The organism is Desulfomonilia bacterium (assembly GCA_036567785.1).
Taxonomy (GTDB): Bacteria; Desulfobacterota; Desulfomonilia; order UBA1062; family UBA1062; genus DATCTV01.
This window is the reverse complement of sequence record DATCTV010000004.1, coordinates 143753-167735: the sequence shown is the minus strand read 5'-3', so window position 1 is coordinate 167735 and position 23983 is coordinate 143753. Positions and strand designations below refer to the sequence as shown.

17 protein-coding genes are annotated in these 23983 nt (G+C 46.4%); 9 read left to right on the top strand and 8 right to left on the bottom strand.

Features of this window, described 5'->3' with window-relative positions:
* Positions 1-28: 28 nt before the first annotated feature.
* Together VIS94_01645 and VIS94_01640 are read right to left on the bottom strand one after the other, a co-directional pair.
* Positions 29-2245 carry a ribonucleoside triphosphate reductase gene (locus VIS94_01645; GenBank protein HEY9159777.1) on the bottom strand — a complete coding sequence of 739 codons (2217 nt, stop codon included), beginning with the start codon at positions 2243-2245 and terminating at the stop codon, positions 29-31.
* A gap of 206 nt (positions 2246-2451) precedes the next feature.
* The gene (locus tag VIS94_01640) at positions 2452-4263 is read right to left on the bottom strand and encodes a long-chain fatty acid--CoA ligase (GenBank protein HEY9159776.1); all 1812 of its coding nucleotides are present in this window, start codon (positions 4261-4263) and stop codon (positions 2452-2454) included.
* A gap of 115 nt (positions 4264-4378) precedes the next feature.
* On the opposite strand from VIS94_01640, the gene VIS94_01635 reads away from it, so the two are divergent.
* Positions 4379-5218, top strand: coding sequence for an XrtA system polysaccharide deacetylase (locus VIS94_01635; protein HEY9159775.1), 840 nt, complete (start codon positions 4379-4381; stop codon positions 5216-5218).
* Between the two features lie 3 nt (positions 5219-5221).
* On the opposite strand, the gene VIS94_01630 is transcribed toward VIS94_01635, so the two are convergent.
* Positions 5222-5863 (bottom strand): HAD family phosphatase, encoded by a 642-nt coding sequence (locus tag VIS94_01630; GenBank protein HEY9159774.1) that lies wholly within the window; start codon positions 5861-5863, stop codon positions 5222-5224.
* Positions 5864-5989: 126 nt separating this feature from the next.
* On the opposite strand from VIS94_01630, the gene VIS94_01625 reads away from it, so the two are divergent.
* Both VIS94_01625 and VIS94_01620 read left to right on the top strand, forming a co-directional pair.
* Positions 5990-6955, top strand: coding sequence for a glycosyltransferase family 9 protein (locus VIS94_01625; GenBank protein ID HEY9159773.1), 966 nt, complete (start codon positions 5990-5992; stop codon positions 6953-6955).
* Complete coding sequence (locus tag VIS94_01620) at positions 6943-8595, top strand: glycosyltransferase (protein HEY9159772.1); 1653 nt, start codon at positions 6943-6945, stop codon at positions 8593-8595. The genes VIS94_01625 and VIS94_01620 overlap by 13 nt, the downstream gene beginning before the upstream one ends.
* A gap of 41 nt (positions 8596-8636) precedes the next feature.
* Here the strand turns inward: VIS94_01620 and VIS94_01615 are convergent, their stop codons facing one another.
* The 4 genes from VIS94_01615 to VIS94_01600 form a co-directional block, all read right to left on the bottom strand.
* Entirely contained in the window at positions 8637-9212 is a 576-nt protein-coding gene (locus tag VIS94_01615) for a response regulator (GenBank protein ID HEY9159771.1), read from the bottom strand.
* A gap of 3 nt (positions 9213-9215) precedes the next feature.
* Positions 9216-12527 carry a PAS domain S-box protein gene (locus tag VIS94_01610; protein ID HEY9159770.1) on the bottom strand — a complete coding sequence of 1104 codons (3312 nt, stop codon included), beginning with the start codon at positions 12525-12527 and terminating at the stop codon, positions 9216-9218.
* An 86-nt stretch (positions 12528-12613) separates the two neighbouring features.
* Positions 12614-13240, bottom strand: coding sequence for a DUF47 family protein (locus VIS94_01605; protein ID HEY9159769.1), 627 nt, complete (start codon positions 13238-13240; stop codon positions 12614-12616).
* Between the two features lie 60 nt (positions 13241-13300).
* On the bottom strand, positions 13301-14764 hold the full coding sequence (locus tag VIS94_01600) for a cysteine desulfurase family protein (GenBank protein ID HEY9159768.1): 1464 nt from the start codon (positions 14762-14764) through the stop codon (positions 13301-13303).
* Positions 14765-14956: 192 nt separating this feature from the next.
* On the opposite strand from VIS94_01600, the gene VIS94_01595 reads away from it, so the two are divergent.
* The 6 genes from VIS94_01595 to guaA all read left to right on the top strand — a co-directional run bounded on the left by VIS94_01595 (position 14957) and on the right by guaA (position 22480).
* On the top strand, positions 14957-16303 hold the full coding sequence (locus tag VIS94_01595; protein ID HEY9159767.1) for a M23 family metallopeptidase: 1347 nt from the start codon (positions 14957-14959) through the stop codon (positions 16301-16303).
* The gene (locus VIS94_01590; GenBank protein ID HEY9159766.1) at positions 16300-17448 is read left to right on the top strand and encodes a CapA family protein; all 1149 of its coding nucleotides are present in this window, start codon (positions 16300-16302) and stop codon (positions 17446-17448) included. Before VIS94_01595 ends, VIS94_01590 begins: the two co-directional genes overlap by 4 nt.
* A gap of 37 nt (positions 17449-17485) precedes the next feature.
* Positions 17486-18490 carry an NUDIX hydrolase gene (locus tag VIS94_01585; GenBank protein HEY9159765.1) on the top strand — a complete coding sequence of 335 codons (1005 nt, stop codon included), beginning with the start codon at positions 17486-17488 and terminating at the stop codon, positions 18488-18490.
* Positions 18491-18620: 130 nt separating this feature from the next.
* Positions 18621-19436, top strand: a complete 816-nt coding sequence (gene dapF / locus VIS94_01580; GenBank protein HEY9159764.1) for a diaminopimelate epimerase — start codon at positions 18621-18623, stop codon at positions 19434-19436.
* Position 19437: 1 nt separating this feature from the next.
* Positions 19438-20871 carry an amidophosphoribosyltransferase gene (gene purF / locus VIS94_01575; GenBank protein ID HEY9159763.1) on the top strand — a complete coding sequence of 478 codons (1434 nt, stop codon included), beginning with the start codon at positions 19438-19440 and terminating at the stop codon, positions 20869-20871.
* A 73-nt stretch (positions 20872-20944) separates the two neighbouring features.
* The gene (gene guaA, locus VIS94_01570; GenBank protein ID HEY9159762.1) at positions 20945-22480 is read left to right on the top strand and encodes a glutamine-hydrolyzing GMP synthase; all 1536 of its coding nucleotides are present in this window, start codon (positions 20945-20947) and stop codon (positions 22478-22480) included.
* 61 nt (positions 22481-22541) lie between these two features.
* Here the strand turns inward: guaA and VIS94_01565 are convergent, their stop codons facing one another.
* Positions 22542-23909, bottom strand: a complete 1368-nt coding sequence (locus tag VIS94_01565) for a cellulase family glycosylhydrolase (GenBank protein HEY9159761.1) — start codon at positions 23907-23909, stop codon at positions 22542-22544.
* Between the last annotated feature and the right edge of the window lie 74 nt (positions 23910-23983).

Here is a 23983-nt window from a genome sequence, read left to right as displayed (position 1 = left end):
GCCTGTTAACCTGTCCCTTGTTTTTTTGTCATACTACTATCATTGCGCAGCCGGCTGAAAGCCCTTTCATTTTTTCGAAGACGCTTACAAAGGCAGTACCCGGTCTTGCATCCTTTTTTGCCATCTTAAAGGGTTCGATCAGTTTTGAATGAGAGACCTTTTTAACCTCGAAGGTCTTTCTCAGCGTGAACTCTTCCTTTTTACCGTTGTTCCACTGAGCCACAGGCCTGAGATAGCCCGTAACGCGCGAATACACCTCGGTCTGGGCATGGCAGTGAGGGCAAAGAGGCTGCTGCCCCGATAGGTAGCCGTGAGACTGGCAGACGCTGAAAGTGGGGCTGAAAGTAAAATAAGGCAGGTGGTAGGTCGAACACAGCCTTCTTACAAGCTCCCTGATCACGACAGGCTCATTCACCTGCTCTCCTGCATATATATGGAGCACCGTGCCGCCGGTGTATTTTGTCTGTATTTCGTCCTGCAGATCGAATGCCTCGAAGATGTCATCCGTATAATTGACCGGCAGCTGGGTGGAATTCGTGTAGAAGGGCTCATGCCCGTTCTTGAAGGCATCCTCGTTTGCGCAGATGATGTCGGGGAATTTTTTCTTGTCCATCTTTGCCAGACGGTATGAAGTGCCTTCGGCAGGTGTTGCCTCGAAGTTGTAATTGTTGCCTGTCGTTTCCTGCAGCGTAACCAGCTTGTCCCTTATGAAATCGGAAATTTCAAGGGCGAACGCCATGCCTTCACTGCTTGCTATATCCTTTCCTAGGAGGTTGAGGCAGGCCTCGTTCATGCCGACTATACCTATCGTGGAGAAATGGTTCTTCCAGTATTCGCCGAACCTCTCCTTTATGTCATTGAGATAGAACCTGGTATAAGGGTAGAGATTTCCGTCGGTGTACATCTCGAGAATCTTGCGCTTCATTTCAAGGCTTACGCTGGCTATATCTATAAGCTTTTCAAGATGCCTTTTGAAGTCATCCTTATCGCTGCTTATATAACCGAGTCTGGGCAGGTTTATGGTCACTACTCCGATGGAACCCGTGAGCGGATTGGAACCGAAAAGGCCGCCGCCCCTTTTCTGGAGTTCGCGGTTGTCTATCCTCAGCCTGCAGCACATGCTTCTCGCATCATCTGGCTTCATGTCGGAATTGATGAAGTTGGAAAAATAGGGCACGCCGTATTTGGCCGTCATCTTCCACAGGCCGTCTAGATCGGGATTTTCCCATTCGAAATCTGAAGTGATGTTGTAGGTGGGTATCGGGAACGTGAAGACCCTGCCCATCGCATCACCTTCTGACATGACCTCGACGAAGGCCTTGTTGAACATGTCCATTTCATTCTGGAAATCACCGTATACGGCATCCTTTATCTTTCCGCCTATGACCACTCCCTGATTTTTATAGAACGATGGCACTTTCAGGTCCAGGGTAACGTTGGTGAAGGGCGTCTGGAAACCCACACGGGTCGGCACATTGATGTTGAAGATGAATTCCTGGAGCGACTGCTTAACCTGGCTGTAGTCCAGATTGTCATACCGGATGAACGGTGCCAGAAGCGTATCGAAATTGGAAAACGCCTGTGCACCGGCCGCCTCGCCCTGAAGTGTGTAGAAGAAGTTCACTATCTGTCCGAGAGCTGTTCTGAAGTGTTTTGCAGGCTTGCTTTCCACCTTGCCTGCAGCACCTTTGAATCCCTGAAGCAGAAGGTTGTACAGGTCCCATCCGACACAGTAAACGGAAAGGATATTCAGATCGTGAAGATGAAAATCGCCTTCCGAATGTGCATTCCTTACCTCAGGGGGATATATCTTATTTAGCCAGTATATCTTACTGATCTCGGAAGATATGTAGTTGTTAAGCCCCTGCAGCGAAAAGGCCATATTGCTGTTTTCATTTACCTGCCAGTCGAGCTGCTGAAGGTATTGATCGATAAGGTCGACACCGATGCCGGCCTTTATTTCCCTCATCTTGGCGTGCTGGTCTCGATAAATTATATAGGATTTTGCGGTTGCCTTGAAAGGTGAAGTAGTCAGGACATACTCCACTATATCCTGGATTCCCTCGACCGTGGGTACTCCCTTGATAGTCTGCTGCGCGAAGTTCAGAACCTGCAGTGTAAGCCTGCCTGCAACATCATCCCCGAATTCACCTGTAGCCTTCCCGGCCTTTGCGATGGCATCGGTGATCTTTGATGCATCGAATATCGCTTCCCTTCCATCCCTCTTTATAATTTTATCAAACATACCATCCTCCTGCGCTATATATAGTGTTGATGGCCGAGATAATCAACCATATATAGTGTTTCGGCAGGGCTTACAAGAATATTTAGAAAAAAATAAAATTTTTTAAAAAAAATTTAAGGCCGAGATTCATAAATAAAAAGAGGCAGACGTATGTAATATGTAAATCTTTGATATTTCATAATTAATTTTATAAATAAATGGGATATCTATTCACCTTTTTTTTCGAGATACATGCCCTCGATGACATCTGAGTATTTTTCATTAATGAATTTACGTTTAAGCTTTAATGTAGGCGTCAGTTCACCGCCGTCTATGCTGAATTCGCTGGAGAGAAGACGGAATTTTCTGATCTGTTCAACCCGGGCATATTTTTTCATGGCATTTTCAATCCTTTTTCTATAAAACTCGATTACGTCAGGCCTTGAGACAAGTTCCTCATTTGAATCGAACGTCAGGCGCTCCGACCTTGCCCAGGAAGACAGTTCAATATAGTTGGGTACTATAAGCGCGCTCAGGTACTTCCTTCCTTCACCCACTACAACAGCCTGCTCGATATATGCATCCGTTATCAGAGTATTCTCGATATTCTGTGGAGAGATGTTTTTTGCGCCCGAGGTTATGATTATGTCTTTCTTCCTGTCGGTAATATACAGGAAACCTCTTTCATCTATTCTGCCTATATCGCCGGTCATAAGCCACCCCTCGCTGTCGAAAGACGCTTTTGTTTCATCTGGCTTTTCCCAGTATCCTTTCATCACCTGGGGGCCTTTGATGAGTATTTCACCGTCATCTGCAAGTTTGACCTTCGTTTCTGCCACCGGCCTGCCGACTGAGCCGAATTCGAATGCATCGAACGTGTTGGTATTTGTGACCGTTGAGGTCTCCGTGAGGCCGTAGCCGTTATGAAGAGCTATGCCTGCCCCGTTAAAAAACCTTTCAATTCCGTTTGCCAGAGGGCCGCCTCCGTTTACCGAAACAGTGAGCCTGTCGAGGCCGAGAGCAGCCCTGATACGTGAGAAGACAAGCTTCTCTGCCAGATCATATTGTATTCTGAGTCCGAACGGTATCTGCTTCTTCTGTACGATATAGTCAACCGACCTGTCCGCCACCTCTCTTGCCCAGTTGAACAGCTTCTGCCTGAGAGGAGGTGAATTCTGTTCTTTTGAGAGTATTGACGAATACATTTTTTCGAAAATACGCGGCACACTGACAAGCAAGGTGGGTCTGATTTCAACGAGATTGGTCAATGCTGTAGCAAAACTTTCCGCAAGCGATATCACTGCACCGACATGATACATGAGATAAATGCCTACGATTCTGCCAAGCGAATGGCTCCAGGGAAGGAGAGAGAGTGTTTCGTCATTCTGGCTCAGCATGGGATGTGATGCATGACATTGATGGACGGTGGTCACAATGTTATCATGCGTGAGCATCACCCCTTTCGGATTCCCGGTCGTTCCTGCCGTATAAATGAGTGTTGCCAGGTCCTGCGGTTCGATTTCGCCAATGCATGTTTCAAATATCTTTCTGTCCTTTGCAGAGGCACCGGTTTCAATGACATCACTGAAGGTAATGATGCTTTTCCCCTTTGCAGCGGCATTTTCAAAACAGATGATTTTCTTTACCCCTTTTATTTTTGATTTGACGCTCAAAAGTCTATCCAGATGTTCCTTATTCGAGACGAATACAACTTTTGAACCCGAATCATTGATTATATATGCAGCTTCCTCTCCCGAACATGTCGAATATATCGGAGCATCAGCTGCGCCTATGGATAAGATCGCCAGGTCCGAAACAAGCCATTCCCACCTGTTTTCCGAGAAGATTGCAACGATGTCCCCCTTTCTGACTCCAAGAGAGATAAGGCCGAGCCCGAGGTTCATCACGTTTCTTTTCATTTCCGTGAAGCTTATATCTTTGTATTTTCCGTCTTCCTTGTGGCGGATGCAGGTCCGATAATGGTATTTTTCTGCCCTGTTCAGGAAAATTCCTGCTATCGTAGATTCGGAAAAATTCATCAAGCCCTCCATTGATAAGACGGTATTGAAGCGATTCCGGATTACATCAAAGAGAGCCAAAGCTCAAGATGTTTTACCTCTAATCCTTATTGAGCGTTAATCCGATAGGTTTGAAATGAGGAATGCTCTTACAATCGATGTTGAAGAAATTTTTCAAGTGCATGCCCTCTCAGACGTCGTGAAGATTGAGGACTGGGACGGATTTGCCTCCAGCGTGGAGTCGAACACATCCATTATCCTTGATATGCTGAAAGAGAATGATACGAAGGCCACCTTTTTCTGCCTAGGGTGGATCGCACGGAAACACGGGCCCCTGATAAGACGTATCTGTGATGACGGCCACGAAATAGCATGCCACGGCTACAACCATCAGGTCATTTACAATCAGACCCCGGATGCGTTCAGAAAAGATGTTGCCGAATCGAAGAAAATCATTGAAGATATCACTGGAAAGCCTGTTCTCGGCTACAGGGCGCCCACTTATTCCATAACTGAAAAGACATTGTGGGCACTTGATATCATTGATGAGTTTGGTTTTGCCTATGACTCCAGCATATTCCCGGTTCATCACGACAATTATGGAATTCCTTCAGCCCCGAGGTTTCCTTACAGGATCGAAGGAGGAAATCTTGCCGAGTTTCCGATTTCGACAATGAAACTGGGCAATATCAATTTCCCGATTGCCGGAGGCGGTTATTTCAGATTGTTCCCGTATATGCTCACAAAGCTCGGGCTGAAAACAATAGAAAGGGAAAGGAAACCCTTCGTTTTTTATATTCATCCCTGGGAGTTCAACCCGGACTCCTTGAAGATCGAAGGGTTGCCTGTACTTTCCGGTTTCAGGACTTATGTCAACCTTTCCAGAACGAAGGGACGTTTCAGAAAGCTCATATCCGATTTTTCTTTTACAACCGCCTCGAATGTTCTTGCCGGGATGGGCCTGATAGGGGTCTGATTCTCAGGCAAGGGACAGGGCTTGAGGGACCTGAGATATATGGGACATTATCTTCCACGCTCCTGGGAAATCGAGCCCTTCAGTAATGCCGTGCGGTACGGCTATGCACCTGATTCCCGCTTTAACCGCAGATTCAACACCCCGCGGCGAATCTTCTATTGCCATGCATTCCCAGGGTTTGCATCCGGATAATTCAATAGCCCTCAGGTAAGGTGCAGGGTGGGGTTTGTAATATTCGTATTCGCCGCCTGCAAGGACAAAATTGAAATATTGCAGAATGCCCGTTGATCTGTGGATTATCTCAAAGTCATGTCTATACGCGCTTGTGACAATACCCATGATGTATTTTCCATCAAGGATTTCGAGCACTTCTTTGACGCCATTGATAAGAGGAATTCCTGATTCGAGCTCTTTATTGTATATCCGGTTTCTTTTTTCTTTCAGCCGTTCAATCTCATCATGAGACATGCCGTTCATTTCCGCCAGACCCCAGACACCTTTTCCCCTGATAAGGCTGAGTTCAAGAAAATCCTGCCTTGTGAGTTCAATGCCTGCCCCGGCAAGAGTGTCTCTGTTTGCCTGGAAATAGATTTCTTCCGTATCTACAAGCACCCCGTCATTATCCCAGAATATGGCCTTTATCATGATAAAAAACCAGTTATAAGAAGACAACACAAGGTTGCCATAAAAAAATGATTCCTTGTTTATTTAAACGGAACCTGCGAATTTCATATGCTTGCCAAAGTCATGATTATGAAATATCAAGGCCTGATGGATATCCTTTTTGTCAAACTCGGTGCGCTCGGAGATGTGATCAACACGCTTCCTCTTGCCGTAAGCCTGAAGAACAATCTGGATGCCGGGATAACATGGCTGGTCGAGCCGCTCAGTTTTCCGATTGTAAACGGACATCCCGCTGTCGATAAAGTGATTCTTTTTGATAAGAAGAACTGGAGGCAATCCCTGCCGGATGTGCTGGGGAAATTGAGAGAAAAACGCTTTGATATTGTAATGGACCTTCAACGGATATTGAAATCGGCATCCTTTGCAATGGTGTCAAAAGCCTCGAGACGTATAGGCTTCGACAAGAGGAGATGCAAGGAAATGACATGGCTTTTCCCTTTCGAAAGGATAGCAATGGGAGACCCGGGAAGGCATATGGCTGTCCAGTACCTTGATTTCGCCCGGCACCTCGGAGTGGATTCCGATCAGATAAAATGGGACATACCCGTTTCAGGTGCAATACCGTTCAGTCTACCGGAAAAATATGTCGTGCTGAATATAGGAGCCACGAAAAAAGCAAACCTGTGGCCTGAAGATAATTTTTCAATGCTGGCTCGGATAATAAAATCGCGTTTCGGGGTCGTTAGCGTAATTACAGGCGGCAGGGAGGATGAAAATTCTTCGGCAGCCATCACGGAAAAAGCCGGAGACTGTGTTATAAATCTTGCAGGCAAAACCACAATACCTGAACTGAAGGAAGTTTTGGCAGGCGCAAAGATGGTTGTTTCCTGCGACACTGGACCAATGCATCTGGCCGTTGCCCTGAAAAGACAGGTCATAGCCCTGTTCGGACCGTCCGATCCTGCAAGGACCGGGCCGCTCCATGGCACGGTGATTCAGAAAGCCCTTGACTGTTCGCCATGCAACAGGCGCAGCTGCGACGATCCGAAATGCATGCGCGGGATAACTCCGCAGGATGTTTTTGAGAAAATGGAGGCCTTGTGGTCAGCATAATAATCGTTACGATGGGTGTCGATTTGGAGCTAAGACGATGCCTGGAATCAATCAGAAATCACCTAAGAACGGATCATGAGATAATTCTGGTAAATAACTCAAGAAATACAATTGAATCTTCATATGCGGATAAGATAATCGAAAACGGCCGGAATCTCGGTTTTGCCAGGGCGGTCAACAGAGGAATCAGAGAAGCAAAGGGGGAATGGCTGCTGCTGCTGAATTCTGATACCAGATTCGATTCGGATGTGGTCAGTCCGGTCGTTGATTTTATGGAAATGAATGAAAAGGCCGGCATATGCGGCATTCAGCTTATATTCCCTGACGGGAAACTCCAGAACTCGGTTGATATTATCCCCAATCTTGCAAATCAGTTCATCAATAAATCCGCTCTGAAAATAATGTTTCCCGGCGCTTATCCCGGTAAGCGCTCCGGTTACGCCCAAGCGGTAAAAGTCCCTTCTGTCATCGGCGCATTCATGATGATAAGAAGCTCGATGCTTGAAAAGACAGGCCTTCTGGACGAAGGCTTTTTCTTCTACCTGGAAGAAACCGATCTGTGCAAAAGGGCAATTGATGCCGGATTTGAGGTATGGCATCTTCCTCATCTGAAAATGGTTCATTATCAGGGCGTATCGGCGAGAAAATATGACATTGCCAGGACTATAGAGTTCATACGCTCCATGAACCGTTTTTTTATGAAGTATGGCGGAGAATTAAAGTCGCATGTCTTTTTAATATTGACGCTCATGAAGTCTCTTATCGAAGTCATCACAAATCTGCCTCTTTGCTTCATCGATAAAAAAAGGAAAAAGGTGATCCGCTCAGCCTCGGTTTTTATATGGATTATTTCTGGCAGGCCCCGGGGTTTCGGACTTGAAAGGATTGAACCTGTATATTCGATTGAAAAGAGATCAGGATACAGATGGTTTATACCCCAAGGAGGCAGGATTCCTGATAAGACCCCGGACGAGATTCTGAACCTGATGCCTGAAGTGCATAACCGATCCAGGACAACGTTTGTCAAAAGCGGCGATGTTGAAGGAGAGATGGTTTTTCTGAAACGCTACAACTACAAGGGTATCAAGGACTCATGTAAAAATCTGTTCAGAAAGAGCAGGGCGCTCAAAGCAATGGAAGCGGCACTTAAGGTTAAAGAAATCGGGCTCGATACCCCTGAAGTAATTTTTGCCTGCGAAAAAAGGGTTCTTGGCATTCTCATGAAATCATTTATTGCAACCAGGGCCGTAAATGCCAGAAACCTGGTGGAAGTAGTAACCGGCGGCTCCTGTACTGACGGATTAATATCCGATGTCGCTCAATATGTAAGAAGGATGCATGAAACAGGGGTTTCCCATGTGGATTTCAAGGGAGAGAACCTCCTTTGTGATGATAAGGGAAAAATATATCTGATTGACCTGGACAGGCTCAAGGTAAAGAGTTACCTGTCTCTTGATAACATCATCAAAAACCTGACTTATCTGAATGCGTCGTTCTGCATGAGCCTAAGCAGGGAAAAGAGAACGGGATTCCTTGATGAGTATTTGAAGGGCAATCCCGTTCTTATAAGACACAGAGAAGATATAATCAGTATGATTGAGGCATATACCGATATCAGGCTTAAAAAAAGATACATGTAATAATAAAGCCTGTAAGGAGTTTGTAGTTTAAAAAATGCCCCTCATTTTTTGTCCAGCTCCTCCTGGGCCTTTGCTGCACAAACCGGGCAATAGGTGCTTGTCGGCATGAGCTTGGCCTTCGTGTACATATAATCCTCGACACTCACCCATTTGCCTTCGCCTTTTTCCTGGCCTTCGTCATCCCGGATTTTTTTGCACTTGCAGCAGACTGCGAGCATGTTTTCATAAATATTGAGTCTTTTCTTCATGGAGGCCGTTTCAAGGCATTTTTCGACCCGTTCCAGCATCTCCTCTTCCTCGCATGGCTTGATGAGGAAATCGTCGGCATGAAGCCTGAGGGCATCTATTGCGGAAGACAGGTCTCCATAGCCGGTCAGGATTATAACCATTGTGCCAGGGGAAACGCTCTTTGTTTCTCTCAATACGTCGATGCCGCCAAGTTCACCCATCAGAAGATCTGTAATGACAAGGTCAAAGTACCTGCTCTTGATCAGGCTGATTGCCTCTTCAGCACTTGCGGCCAGTGTTATGTTCCTGTCGTCCGCCGACAGGCTCAGGCCGATTGCTTTTCTGATATTGGCGTCATCATCGACAATCAGAAGTTCATTTTTTATCATTGTTCAATCCTTGTTTTGAGGTAGTTTTATAGTGAAAACCGCGCCTTTATGTTCTGATGAATTGGCAGCCGTAATGATTCCACCGTTTTCTTCAACGATTGTCTTGCATATGGCAAGCCCTATGCCCATGCCGGCCCCGTTTTTGGTGGAAAAGAAAGGATTGAAGATCCTGTCAATATCCGTCTCTTTTATGCCTGAGCCTGTATCTTCGATCCTGACCGTAACAGCGTCGTCTTCCATCAGAGAGGTGATTTTTATGGTCCCACCTTCGAGGTCCCGGTTATAGTCGGTATTGCTTCTTGCCTCACCGGCTATTGCATCGATTGCATTATTGATGAGATTCAGGAAAACCTGTCCTATATGTTGCGTGGAAACTTTTACAAACGGAAGGTCTTTTCCCAGTTCCATCAGCACCCTGATCCTGTTCTGTTTCAATTGTGATTTTACAAGAGAAGCGGTCTTGGTGAGAATATCGTTGATGTCAGCTGACCTCTTTTCGATCATGCCAGGCCTGTTAAGATCGAGCAGGTTTCTTACCGTATTGCTGATGCTTGAAAATGCACCTTTTAAAAGTTCTATGCCTTCCAGCAGATCGGGTTTGTCATGCGCCATCTTTTTCATTGATGAAAGTGTTATGGTAATTGCCTGAAGAGGCGAATTGATTTCATGCGCCACAGACGCCGCGAGCTGGCCTGTTGCCGCAAGACGTTCTGAAACAAATAGCCTCTGCTGAAGGACCTTGCTTTCAGTTATATCTGAAAAAATACCCTGAATGCCGGCAAATTGACCGTTTTCGTATAATGTTTTAATTGAGATATTGACCCATCGTATATTTCCCTGAATGTCCAGTACCCTGAATTCGTGTTTGCTGGCCTTTCCTGAAATGACATCGGGTATAAGATCGCTGAGCGTTTTTCTGTCATCAGGGTGCACGAATGTGAAAGGGGATTCGCTCAGCATTTTATCAACGGAATAACCGAGTATTTTTTCGACGGAAGGGCTCAGATAACTGAATGCACCCTGAGAATTTATGATAAAGAATATCTCGTTCATGCTTTCGACGAGAGACCTGTATTTGTTTTCACTTTCTGCCAGTTCGATCTGCTTCTTATCGAGGTCGTCTTCCGTCCACATTCTGAACAATGCCGCACCGGTCTGGGCAGCCACCGTATCAAAAAATTCCCTGGCATAAAGGGGTATTTCATCCAGTGTGCGAGATGCAATTGCAAGGGCTGCAATCACCTTTCCTTCATGGACAGCGGGTATCAATGAAAAGGCCTTCAATCCCTCCCTTATCCTGACCTTATCACTGGTGGGGAACAGAACCGAATACAGACCATATACCGGTATCCCTTTTTCGATCATCTGTATCTGAGGGCTGCCCGGGGCGAAGCGTGAAACCCTTTTTATGAATTTTTCTGAACAGCCTTTACTGGCCTTCATTTCCATATAGCCTGTTTCCCTGTTGATTATATAAACCCCGGCACAATCAATGCCGGGGATGCCCATAGCCATGTCTATCGTCTGGGTCATCAGGTCATCATAATCAATTGAGGCGCTTAATTTTATTGCAAGATCGCGTTGCTGCTTAACCAGTTCCTCGAGCCTGGTTTTCCGGGCTATCTGCTCATCCAGCATTTCAATCTTATCTTTCAGCGCGGTGTTTGCATCACTGAGTTTATACTCGAGTTCGTCACAGGAGAACTTGAGAAAATCCCAGGTCTTTTTCTGATAGGTGATATCTTTTATTACACAGACAATGCCTCCCGGTTTGCCTTCGCTGTCTTTGAAAAAAGATGTTGAGAAGTGTACGGGCGTTTTTTTGCCGTTCTTGTGTATGATGGTAACTTCAAAACTTGGCTGCTTTACTCCTGAAAGGACATCAGGATATAAGCTCCTTAATAATTCAGCATCTTCATGTTCGACCGATCTCTCAATGATTTCCGGCGCGTACTTGCTTATAAGTTCATCTCTGTTGAGCCCGGTCATGTTCATTAGTGCAGGATTTGCCTCTATGATCTTTCCTTTTATGTCACACGCAAAGAGCCCGTCATCCATGACGTCAAGGATATTGGTCTTTTCACGAAGGAGCCTGGCATTCTCCATTTCGGCATTGACCTGATCCGTGATGTTTTTTGCAATCCCGACGACCCTCTTCGGGTTTCCCGAATCGTCCCTGTAAACCCTTCCGTCAACCTGCACCCAGTTATAAGTGGTCGGATCCTTGTATATCCTCGCCTTGAAGGTGAACTGGTTCTTGCCTGCCCTTGCTTCCTTTTCCAGCTGTTCAAGCATCCATCTGTCATCAGGGTGTATGATCGCCATAAAAGATTCCAGAAGGCCTTTGAATTTCCAATCCGTACTGCCTCTGGGCGTGACTATTTCTTCTGTTTCAGAATCCCATTTCCAGAACCTCAAGCCGCCTGCCTCTATTGCAAGCTTATAAAGGTCTTCGTCCTGGCTGAAGTCTTCATGTCCGGCAGCTGCTTTTCTTGCTGAAATGTCATGTATCAGAACAAGTTCCGCATGTTCGCCTTTCCAGTATGTGCGGGCGCTTATCATTTCCACCGGGACTGCAGAACCGTCTTTCCTGAGTATCCCGGCTTCGATCGTCTTTTTGAAAACGCCTCCCCTGAGAATGGTCTTGTGCCTGCCCGTTATTGCATTGCTGCAGTCGGCCGTCAGCAGGTCCGTGATGGTTTTGTGTCTGAGTTCCTGCAGATTGTATCCTGAAAGTGTCGAGAACATCCTGTTTATGTAGGAGAGTCTGCCTTCAATGCCTGTTATGACAAGGATTCCTGCACCTGCATTTTCGGCTATCGCCCTGAAGTTCTTTTCACTCTCCTGAATGGCTTCTTCGTAATTTTTTCTGTCCGTAATGTCCCTGCAAACTCCCATTATTGCAAAAGGGGCACCGTTTTTATAAACAGCTGAGGGGAATACCTCCACATCCAGCCAGGAGCCGTCTTTCCTTTTTATCTTGAATTCCACAGGGTAAGATGGACTTTCATCGCTGATTACTTCATCGATCAGGTCGAGCGCCTGCTGTATCTGGTTTTCTTTCAGGATGTCGGGCAGGCTCATCTTGGAAATTTCTTCTTTCGTATATCCTGTAAGGTCAAGACCTGCCTTGTTGACTTCAAGAAAGCGGCCTTTCAGGTCATGTATGTAAATGCTTTCTATTGACCTGTCATATAGACATTCGTACTTGTCTTTGATGTCTTCATACTCCTCGATCAGATTTTCAAGGAGGGCATTTCTCTCGTCAGGAGATTCGGAATTACTCTTAATCTGGGCGGATTCATTTATTTTCATCAAGGAACCAGCACTAACAATTCTGTGATCAAGATACCGTTTAATTGTAGCAAGTCAATAAAAGTAAACATTTCTCAAGCCAGACTCTAGGCCTGCTTAACCACTATTGATTCAACGACATTAGCCACGTCTTCACATATGTCGAGAACGCTTTCGGCAAACTGATATATCTCTTTCCATTTTAATATGTATATCGTGTCGGTACTGTTTTCAAAGAGCTTTCCGATAATGGCGTCTCTCATTGTGTCACCTATATTTTCAAGCCTGTTTACCTCTATACAGGCTTCTATCGTTGATTCATAATTTTTGGAGTTGTTAAGGCTTTTTACTGCTGTAGCCAGTGTCCTGACGGAGCGCTCTATGACATTCGAGAACTGGAGAAGGTCCTGATTGACTCCTGTAATCTTGTAAACGCTCATTCTGTTTACGATTGTGTACATCATGTCTATGACACTGTCCATTTCGCTTGCCAGGGCATGGATGTCTTCGCGGTCGAACGGCGTGATGAATGTAAGGTTGAGATTTTTCATGATGTCATGAGTGACTTCATCGGCCAGGTGTTCTATTTCACGCATTTGCTGTACTGATTCACTGTCGTATGTTCCCTTAAGTACAAGTTCCGTGAACAGTTTCGCGGCATCAACTGCATAATTTGCCTGTTTGTCAAATAATGTAAAGAAATCAAAACCTTTAGGTAAAAATCTGAATTTCATACTTTCTCCTTGCCGGTAAGATAACCTCGCAAAACTATTACCTGTATAATCGGCATCAAGTCAAGACTCCGTAACATCCTCCCAGAAAGAATGTTCTTTTTTTGACAGTTGAGAACTCCTTGTGTGGATTCCAACGCCCTTTATGTCATAAACAGCCAGGGGTTCGAGAGATATGCCTGACAAGGTCTTCAATGAAGCCGCTTTCTTTGCGGATGGGATTGCCGCAGATGTGTTGCTTGCAGAAAGACGCCTGAACTGTGGAGGAACGGATGCAAAAATACAGTCAATACCAGCTTTATTGATTGCCAGTTTAGCCCTCCTGGCCTTTTTTTCGTCAGAGAATAAAAGGTAGGTTGTCTCTGAATATCTTCTGGCGGCAAATTCCCTGAACTCGCTGACTGCCTTATGGATGGCATCAGATACTTCAAGCATCTGGTCCTCTGTATTCTCCAAGCCCGGACTCAGCCTGATGGTTCCATACAGCATTCCTGGAGGAACCTGCATTGCAGCGAGCACGTGAGAAGGTTTAACATATCCTGAGGTGCAGGCGGCGCCGGCTGAGGCACAGATTCCGGATGCATCCAGAGCTGCAATTATGCTTGCAGCCTCTATGCCTTCAAATGAGACGCTCAGTATATGGGGAAGTCTCTCTGTCGGGTGGCCGTTGATCCTGGCATCGGGTATTTTTTCAAGCAGAAGCTGTTCGAGGCAGTCTCTCAATGATTTGACATGCAGAATGTTATGGGAAAGGTTGCCGAGCGCTATTTCACAGGCGCGGCCGAAACCCACTATTCCGGTGACATTTTCCGTTCCGGATCTGAGGCCGTTTTCCTGACCTCCGCCTGAAAAGAGAGGGGAGAGAACAGCTTTATTTTTTACATAAAGTGCCCCTGCACCCTTGGGACCGTAAATCTTATGTGATGAAATACTCAGAAGATCGACATTCATGCTGGCGACATCGATCGGGATTTTGCCTGCGCTCTGGACTGCATCGGAATGGAAAAGAATACCATTCTCACCGGCGATTTTTCCTATATCCTCAACCGGCTGCACTGTTCCGGTCTCATTGTTGGCGTGCATGATGGAAATGAGAATTGTATCTTTTGTTATTGCCTTTTTTACATCATCGGGATTCAGGATTCCATATGAGTCGACCGGAAGGTATGTGACCGTGAACCCTTTGTCCTCAAGCCATTCGCAGGTATTGAGAACCGCATGATGCTCGCTTGCACAGGTTATTATATGCCCGCCTTTTTTCCAGCTGGCGAGTGCCGCCCCCTTGATAGCCAGATTGTCTGCTTCCGTCCCTCCTGAGGTGAATATGATATCTTCAGGACAGGCTCCAATCAGAGAGGCTGTACGTGACCTTGCTTCATCAATAAGATTTCCGGCTTTTTTCCCGAGCGAATAGAGACTGCCAGGATTGCCGTAATGGTAACCGAAGCATGGCAGCATGGCGGCAAGCGCATCAGGGTGCACAGGCGTTGTCGCAGCATGATCAAGATATATCTTTTCCTTGCTCATTTTCACCTCGTCTTTACTTTGTGAGAATAGTTTATAAAACAGCTCAAGTAAATAAATATGCTAACTTATTGATTATATAAAGTAAAAACATGCAGATTTGACTTGAAGATTTTTATTAGTGTATATGGCCCTAAGAATCAAAACAATCTTGAATATTAGCAGTTTTTTAAAGACGGGTTGTGGAGGTTATTTTTGGGCAAGGATAGACGGCCATCACTAAAATGGTTTCTTGCAGCAGTATCTGTATCATGCTTCCTTTTTATTACATCAGGCATACAGGCAAGCATAGAAAAGCTGTCCGATTATCCTCAAAAGGTGCAACCGGGTATTTCCGGATTGAAGAAAAGCTGTCCGGATAAAGCCGGAATCATATATGAAGTCAAAAACGGGGATATACTGATTTCAATATTAAAAAGATATGATGTATCCACTGGCGATGCTCTTGCCGCTGCAAAAAAAATAGATAAAAAGACACTGAAAAAAATTAAACCTGGCGGTATCATTGACCTTTCTTATAATAAAGACAGAACGGCAATAATGGAAATAGGGTATACATTCAGGGATGAAAAGAGAAAGGTGTTGTATTCAGGAAAGGGATTACCGGTTTCCTCACCCGGACAGGCATCACTGACCGGATACAATAATGCAAATGTTGCTGGCCCTGCAAAAACATCAAAGACGTCATCGGTTGTCGAGGCATTCAATCCAAGGACTGAATTTCTGGGAAAAGGCGGAAGCATAAAAATACCATTGTCGTCAAAAGGCTACAGCCATTCTCCTGTATGGACAGTAAAAGATGTATTTCAGAATGATTCCGTACCAGGGCCGGCGGAACTTCTTGCGGCAGACCTCAGTTTCATACCCGGAATGGTGCCCTGGGAAATATCGGATAAATCCTATATGCCTCATGATATCGATAGAGACTATGATCATCTGTCGATATTCAATGCGCCGAAATCTCTCAAGAACAGATTAAGAAATGAAATATACAGGGAAAGGCAGATGTTCCTGAGGGCTAAGCTTGCAGCAAAGCGCGAATTCCTGAAGGCGCCTCTGGCCTACAGAAAGATAACATCCAAGTTTGCATGGAGGGTCAATCCGATCACGGGTAACTCTGAACACCATACCGGGGTTGATTATGCCGCACCCTATGGCACTCCGGTTAAAACAATAGGATATGGAAAGGTAATTTTCACAGGCTGGCGGAATGGATACGGCAATACCATTCAGGTCAGGCACTATAACGGTTATATATCTCAGTATGCGCATCTGAGCCGTTTTGGTAAGGGCATAACAGAAGGCAAAGCCGTAAAGCGCGGTGAAGTGATCGGTTATGTCGGCTCTTCAGGAATGTCAACAGGCCCTCATCTTGATCTGAGAGTTATGAAATCAGGGGTGTATGTAAATCCGCTTTCATTAAACAAGCATGAAAAAAATAGAGATTCAAAAAAATATTCTTCCCACAAGATAAGGACTAATACAAATTATCAGACAAATGCCAGACACCGTTCAAAGACAACTGTCGCAAAGTTCAGGTGAATCCGATAATCAAATCGTTCATTCATGAAAAGTCCGTTCATGGTGACGGATTTCCGTTCAGAAAGTTTATTTTTATCGTTATTGCCACAAGCCTTATAATCATAAACGAAACTGAAGCCGCAGAAAAACCAGACCCATCCGGAATACAGACAATTATCGGTGTCGGAGATATAATGCTTTCCGGAAGCGCAAAACCTCTTCTGAGAAAAAAAGGCTATGATTATTCGTTCGGGGATAACGGACTTTCAAAGCTGATAAGGAATGCAGACCTTGCTTTTGCAAACCTTGAATGTCCGGTCACGAAAGGAGGAAATGCGTTTAAAGATAAGGAGTTCGTGTTCAGGGCTGATCCTGCATCGATAAAGGCCGTCAGAAGAGCCGGATTCGATATGCTTTCACTGGCCAATAACCACATGATGGATTATGGGGTCAGCGGTCTTACATCCACTGAGGAATACTGTCTGAAATCAGGTTTGGCATGTTCCGGTGCAGGTATGGATATAACAAAAGCGCGCAGGTTGAGTATTATCAAAAGAAAGGGCATCACATACGGGCTTCTTTCATATTCGATGACCTTTCCCGGTGAGTTCTGGGCTACATCCGGAAAAGCAGGCACCGCTTATGGAGAAAGGAGCGCGGTAATCGAAGATGTCATGAATGCAAAAAAAGAAGCGGATGTAGTGATTGTAAGCTTTCACTGGGGTTCGGAACTGGCATTCGCACCGAAAGGATATCAGATAGAAATGGCACATACTGCAATAGATTATGGGGCTGATATCATATTCGGGCATCATCCCCATGTCCCGCAGCCCGTGGAAATATATAAAGGGAAACCTGTTTTTTACAGTATGGGGAATTATGCATTCGGGTCCTACAGCAGGAAAACCCCTGTAAGTTTTGCTGCAGAAATTATTATGAAAAAGGACAGAATTTACAGTGTCAGGCTTTATCCCGTTATCGTTGATAATTATGAGGTGATGTTCAAACCTGCATCTGCAAGAGGAAACAGGGCAGAAGAAATCATATGCCATCTTGAAGAGATATCCAGACCTTTCGGAACCGTAATAATCTTTAGGGATGGGGTGGGAACAGTCGATATGGAGAAAAGCGGCAAAAAACAGGATTGCTGCTTTGTTTTAAGATAATATTAAAAAGCAGAAAAAATAAGGCTCGGGGCAGGCAATGAAAAAAAAGAAAAAATACTGTTGTTTCTGTGGCGGTACCATATCGAGAAAGACGATCGATGGCAGGAAAAGGGACTACTGTAGAAACTGTAAAACCGTGTTTTATGAAAACCCGCTTCCTGTTGCCTGCTGCATCGTTTCTAACGAGAACCGGGAAGTGCTTCTCGTGAAGAGAAAAAAAGACCCTTATAAGGACATGTGGTGCCTGCCCATAGGTTTTGCGGAGTCAGGCGAAGAAGTAAGCCAGGCCGCCCTGAGGGAATTGTCTGAAGAGACCGGCCTTACCGGAGAGATCGTCAGGCTTATTGATGTTGATACCGTCGAAAATTACTTTTACGGCAGTCTTGCTATTGTCACTTATGAGGTCAGGGCAACAGGGGGTGTGCTCAAACCGGGAGATGACGCTACCGATGCAGCATACTTTCCCATAAGCAGCCTTCCTGAACTTGCCTGGTCATCGAATGAAAAGGCGCTCGAAATCTTCAGGATGCTTTATAAGGATACTTGGGCGATGATGGATTCTTTCAGGCAGCTCTTTCCCGGCGCATTGAATATCGAAGGCATCTCGGCGGGGAATGAAAAGTCCGGGGCCTTCCTTTCGAATCTTCTGATAAAGATTATTGATATGGATATGGATGAAATTTCCAGCGGGTGGATTAAGGACGTGCTGGACAGTATTCCCGGAGCCGGGATTCTTAAGGTTGAGCTTTCCAGGCTGAACAGCATGGTTTTAAGTGATGTCAGATCATGGCTGAAGGGAAGCGAGGTAGATTATAAAAAGTATGTCGAGTTCGGAAAGAACATCAGGAAAGAGACCTTCATGCTTGCTGAAATTCTGACGGCGCTTGCTCTAAGCAGGAAATCCATATGGCTGTCTGTAATAAAGAAGCGGATACTCTCATCTCCCCTTGAAATATACTCAACTCTCGAACTTAACAACCGCATCATATTTTTCTATGACAGGATCAATTACTTCATCACAAAGGGCTACAGCTTCGGGTAGTCCAGGTTTATTAATACAATCGATAACGTGTTCAACTGTCTCTTGACCGGATAATAATGGTCTGTTAATCGAAGCTATCACCTGGGCACAATCTTTCTAAATGTTTCAGAATATAGACTAGGAGTTATTTATGAGCGGTAACTGTCTTTCCTTTGTGAAAATGTCAGGCACGGGCAATGATTTCATCATGATAGACAATATGAACCTCGGCCTGAAGACTGATTTGAGCAATCTTGCACTGAGGCTCTGCCACAGACGGTTCGGGATCGGCGCTGACGGCATCATACTCATTGAACCGTCGAACGAGGCGGATTTCACCATGCGGATTTTCAACTCGGACGGCAGCGAGGCTGAAATGTGCGGAAACGGATCAAGATGTGCCGCCAGGTTTGCCGCGGGACAGGGAATCGCCGGAAACAGGATGAAATTCAAGACACTTGCAGGAATAATCGAGGCTGAGCTCAATAGAGACGGTGCAGCAATAAAACTCACCGATCCGGCCGGAATGAAAAAAGACATACCAGTCACCATCAAAGGCATGGAATATATGGTCCAGTTCATAAATACGGGTGTGCCACACGCCGTTCTCTTCATGGACGATGTGGAGTCGGTACCGGTCAGGATATTAGGCGGTATGATCCGCCATCATGAAGCGTTCAGGCCTGCCGGGACAAATGTCAATTTTGTCCAGGTGGTTGATAAGGGGACTATCAGGGTACGCACCTATGAACGGGGCGTAGAAGACGAAACATTCGCATGCGGAACGGGCGCGACAGCCTCGGCCCTTTTGAGCGCCGCCTTGAAAGATGTGTCAGACACTCCTATAAAGGTGGTAGTACCCGGCGGTGAACTCAAGATAGACTTTAAATATAAAGACGGTTCATTTACCGATGTGTGGCTTATAGGTGCTGTGGACGTCGCTTTCAAAGGAGAAGTCTGCCTGTAATATGTATAATCCGGTCGATCATGATGATTCATTAAAGGAATACTGTGGAATAGTAGGCATTTATGGCGATGAGGATGCCTCGGAAAAGGTTTATCTGGGGCTTTACGCCCTTCAGCACCGGGGGCAGGAGAGCGCAGGCATTGCTGCCTCAGACGGTCACGATATAAGATATCACAAGGGCCTCGGTCTGGTCAGGTCGGTCTTTTCTGATTCGAGGATAATGCCGAGGCTTCACGGACATTCGGCAATCGGCCATAACCGCTATTCGACAAGGGGCGGTACGAATATAGCAAATGCCCAGCCCCTTGTTATTCAGTGCAAATCAGGACAGCTTGCGTCTGCGCACAACGGGAATATGATTAATGCGCCGAGTCTCAGATCTGAAATGGAAAGCGCAGGCTCGATATTCCAGACCACATCGGACAGCGAGATAGTGATGCATCTTATTGCGAGGTCTCAGAAAACAACTATCGAAGAACAGATTATTGAAGCACTCTCGCAGATGGTCGGCGCATACTGCTATGTATTTCTTACCAACGATAAGGTTATAGCTGCGAGAGACCCGATGGGATTCAGACCGCTCAGCCTCGGCAGGACTTCCTCAGGATATATGGTAGCATCCGAAACCTGTGCCTTCGATATTGTGGGGGCTGAATATATCAGATCGCTCGAACCAGGAGAGATGATAGTCATAGATTCATCAGGCGTTAAATCCTTGTGGCTTAATGAATCTCACAACAAGGCGCAATGCATATTCGAATACATATATTTCAGCCGTCCTGACAGCTGGATATTCGGCGAAAAGGTCGACAAGATCAGGAGAAGGCTGGGGAAGCAGCTTGCTTATGAATCTCCTGCCGAAGCCGACATCGTAATCCCCATTCCGGACTCTGCAAATACCGCTGCGCTGGGATATGCCCAGGCCTCGGGAAAACGTTTCGAGATAGGTCTTATCAGAAACCATTATGTTGGGCGTACATTCATCTCACCATACCAGAAGTCAAGGCAGGACAGCGTCAAGATAAAATTCAATCCAGTTGGCGGCGTGCTCCAGGACAGGCGGGTCGTTGTTGTGGATGACTCGATTGTCAGGGGAACCACCATGAAAAAGCTTGTGAAGCTTATCAGGGAGGGCGGTGCTAAAGAGGTTCATGTAAGGATAAGTTCGCCTCCGGTCAAATGCCCATGCTTTTACGGTATCGACATATCCAGCAAGGGTGAACTTATCGGGTCGCAGCAGACGGTAGAGGAAATTCGTGAATTTATTGAAGCGGACAGCCTGAAATACCTCAGCATTGACGCCATGCTTGCAACCGTGGTCAATCCCACAGATTTTTGCACGGCCTGTTTTACCGGCAAATATCCGACTGCAAAACCGTCGGATTATGACAAATTCGCATTTTCAAGCTGTGACTGCATGGAAGGGCAGGAATAGCTGGAGAGGGAAAATATAGAAACTGTTTTCTGCTGTCCGCTGTATTAACAATTCTATAATCCAGAGGTTTAATATGAGAGAGATGGTAGCTGTTCTTGATTTCGGCAGCCAGTATGCACAGCTTATTGCCAGACGCATTAGAGAGCTTGGAGTTTACTGCGAAATACTTATGCATGATACGACCGCCGATGAGCTCAAAAAGATGGGTGTAAAAGCTGTGGTCCTTTCAGGCGGCCCCTCATCGGTCCTTGAGGAAGATCATCCGGGCATGGATCCGGCGCTCCTTAAAAGCGGAATCCCCTTGCTCGGGATATGCTACGGGATGCAGCTGATAACGCTCGTTTCAGGCGGAACGGTTGATGCCGGTAAAAGCCGCGAGTACGGTCCCGCAACAATTGAAATCGATTCTCATAAAGGTCTCTTTGACGGATTCAGCCTGGGAATGGATGTATGGATGAGCCATGGCGATCATGTCAAAGTGCCGCCGGCAGGCTTTGCCGTCCTTGCGCACACATCGTCGTGCATCGCATCTATGGGCGATTTCAAAAGGAAGATATTCGGTGTCCAGTTCCATCCGGAGGTTGTCCATACACCGAGGGGTATGGAGGTGCTGAGAAATTTCCTGTTCAACATTGCCGGATGCAGGGGCGAATGGACAATGGCCAGCTTCATAGAAGAGACCGTGGCTAAAATTCGTGCCACAGTCGGAAAAGATAATTTGATCTGCGGGCTTTCTGGCGGTGTCGATTCATCCGTTGCCGCAGCGCTTATACATAAGGCGATAGGCAGACAGATGACGGCCATATTTGTTGACAACGGGCTCTTGCGCGCCAATGAAGTGGACGAAATAAGGCAGATGTTCACACATGATTATCCGATCAACCTCGATATAGTCGATGCAAGCGATCTCTTTCTCAACGAGCTGAAAGGTGTCTCGGACCCAGAGAAAAAACGCAAGATAATAGGCAAGACTTTTATCGATGTATTTTATGGCGAAGCCGACAGGATCGGCGGCGCAAAGTTCCTGGCGCAGGGGACACTTTATCCGGATATTATCGAAAGCCGTTCGGCCAAAGGAGGGCCCTCGGTAACCATAAAAAGCCATCACAATGTCGGAGGCCTGCCAAAGGATTTGAAATTCACACTTATTGAACCGCTCAAGGAACTGTTCAAGGACGAGGTCAGAGTGCTCGGCCATGAACTCGGGCTCCCCGACAAGCTTTTGAAGCGCCAGCCGTTCCCGGGCCCCGGCCTTGCCGTGAGGCTTCTCGGTGAAATAACGAAAGAACAGCTCGACGTTCTCCGCCAGGCGGATTTGAGGGTGCAGGAAGAGCTCCAGAAATGGGAAGGCTACAAGGACATCTGGCAGGGATTCGCAGTGCTGCTGCCGGTAAAGAGCGTGGGTGTTATGGGCGACGAGCGGACATATGCGAACGCCATCGCGATACGCGCCGTACACAGCATGGATGCCATGACTGCAGACTGGGTTAAGATACCGTATGAAATACTTGCACGGATTTCGACCCGCATCATCAATGAGGTCAAAGGCGTCAACCGGGTGGTCTATGATATCAGCTCAAAACCGCCGAGCACGATAGAGTGGGAATAAAAAAGCCGCTTGGGAGTTAAGAGTGGTGAGAAAGGAGGCACTTACACGCCTCCTTATATTTTCAAACTTCGGGCGATATTTTTATAGTATGAACCGCCTGATTCGGGTCTGTGTAAACCTTCAACACTTCCGATTCCGCGTTCCATTCGCTTGACCACGAGCCTGCCGGGTCGCTTGTTTCAAGTTTCCATCCTTCAGGGAAGAAACGCTTTGCAGGTATGTAAATTTCGGTAGGAGCATTGACCCCGGTTTCATTGAAAACAAGAACGAATTTCCGGGTATTCGGATTGTAGTCGTAGCTGGTTGGAAAACCTGCCACCGCCTTCGGATATACCCTGACAAGGTCGTTCATCTTTGTCTGTTCGCTCCCGTCAGCGTTTATTACACCCATCGGATCGACGTCATAAGACCAGTACGCCCAGCCGCTTGTGGTGCGGTCCGCCATTGCCATGACCTGTTTCAGATATGTGTCGGCTGCGGTTCCGTTACCGGAGAAGCCAAGTTCACCGATAAGCATTGGGGATTGCTGTCTGGCCGCCTCATTCTTCCTGGTTTCTTCCCACAGCAGGATGGTGGACAGGCTGAAGGCATATATATGAGGGAAGTATGCAAGCCTGTCCCCTCCGGGCCTGACGTCTTTGACAACTCCCAGATATGAGGGTGTTCCCTGGTTTACCGGGATGGCAATCGGCTCGAAAAATACCCAGTTGTCGTTATCTACAGTCCTGATGGCCGCTGTCAGTCTTTCATAAAAAGGCCTGAGCACCTGAGATTCAAAGGTAAAAGGCTTATGGTAGCCAGGGTAGGGCTCGTTCATCAGGTCATAGCCTATTACAGCCGGATGGTCGTGGAAGCGCTCTACAATCTTCATGACCGCCATTGTATAATGTTCCTGCAGATAGGCATATTCGGGATTCTCATAATCCCAGAAGTTACCGAATGCGGCGATTACGGCTGGTGCAAGATAGTTGATCGACCAGGGGTTATGATATTCGAACGCCCAGCCGTTGTCTTCGATAGCCCAGGATGGGGCCCCGTCACCGCCGAAGTGTATGGAATAGAGGTCCTGGTGCATATCGAGGACAACATGTATGCCCGCCTCTTCATACCAGCCGAGGCGTTCTGCAATCCTGTCAAGATAGGCCTCATCGAATACGCCCTTCTCGGGTTCGATACCGTCCCACAGCACAAGCATACGGGCGAAATTAAACCCCCAGTCGCGGGACATTCTCAGGATATCTTCCTTCTTGGTCCAGCCGACCCTGTCCTCGTAATATTTCGAAGAGCAGCTGACATTAAGACCGTGAAGTATCAAGGCGCGACCCTGATCATCCGTTATATATTGCCGCTCGAAGCTGTTTCTGCAGGCGCATAGCATCAGCAGCACCGTAACCGTCAGGATAAAAAATGACCCCTTTGTCTTCCTCATATCAATCTCCTCATATTGAATACGACAATTATATCAGTAATGATGCCTGATTGTCATTTGATAAAAGTTATAAG

What these genes read in the sequence shown, in the direction of transcription:
- VIS94_01630 (HEY9159774.1), bottom strand. Translation starts at nt 5,863, where the DNA reads ATGATAAAGGCCATATTCTGGGATAATGACGGGGTGCTTGTAGATACG.
- VIS94_01600 (HEY9159768.1), bottom strand. Translation starts at nt 14,764, where the DNA reads ATGAGCAAGGAAAAGATATATCTTGATCATGCTGCGACAACGCCTGTG.
- VIS94_01625 (HEY9159773.1), top strand. Translation starts at nt 5,990, where the DNA reads ATGGATATCCTTTTTGTCAAACTCGGTGCGCTCGGAGATGTGATCAAC.
- VIS94_01610 (HEY9159770.1), bottom strand. Translation starts at nt 12,527, where the DNA reads ATGAAAATAAATGAATCCGCCCAGATTAAGAGTAATTCCGAATCTCCT.
- VIS94_01645 (HEY9159777.1), bottom strand. Translation starts at nt 2,245, where the DNA reads ATGTTTGATAAAATTATAAAGAGGGATGGAAGGGAAGCGATATTCGAT.
- VIS94_01605 (HEY9159769.1), bottom strand. Translation starts at nt 13,240, where the DNA reads ATGAAATTCAGATTTTTACCTAAAGGTTTTGATTTCTTTACATTATTT.
- guaA (HEY9159762.1), top strand. Translation starts at nt 20,945, where the DNA reads ATGAGAGAGATGGTAGCTGTTCTTGATTTCGGCAGCCAGTATGCACAG.
- purF (HEY9159763.1), top strand. Translation starts at nt 19,438, where the DNA reads ATGTATAATCCGGTCGATCATGATGATTCATTAAAGGAATACTGTGGA.
- VIS94_01640 (HEY9159776.1), bottom strand. Translation starts at nt 4,263, where the DNA reads ATGAATTTTTCCGAATCTACGATAGCAGGAATTTTCCTGAACAGGGCA.
- VIS94_01635 (HEY9159775.1), top strand. Translation starts at nt 4,379, where the DNA reads ATGAGGAATGCTCTTACAATCGATGTTGAAGAAATTTTTCAAGTGCAT.
- dapF (HEY9159764.1), top strand. Translation starts at nt 18,621, where the DNA reads ATGAGCGGTAACTGTCTTTCCTTTGTGAAAATGTCAGGCACGGGCAAT.
- VIS94_01565 (HEY9159761.1), bottom strand. Translation starts at nt 23,909, where the DNA reads ATGAGGAAGACAAAGGGGTCATTTTTTATCCTGACGGTTACGGTGCTG.
- VIS94_01585 (HEY9159765.1), top strand. Translation starts at nt 17,486, where the DNA reads ATGAAAAAAAAGAAAAAATACTGTTGTTTCTGTGGCGGTACCATATCG.
- VIS94_01615 (HEY9159771.1), bottom strand. Translation starts at nt 9,212, where the DNA reads ATGATAAAAAATGAACTTCTGATTGTCGATGATGACGCCAATATCAGA.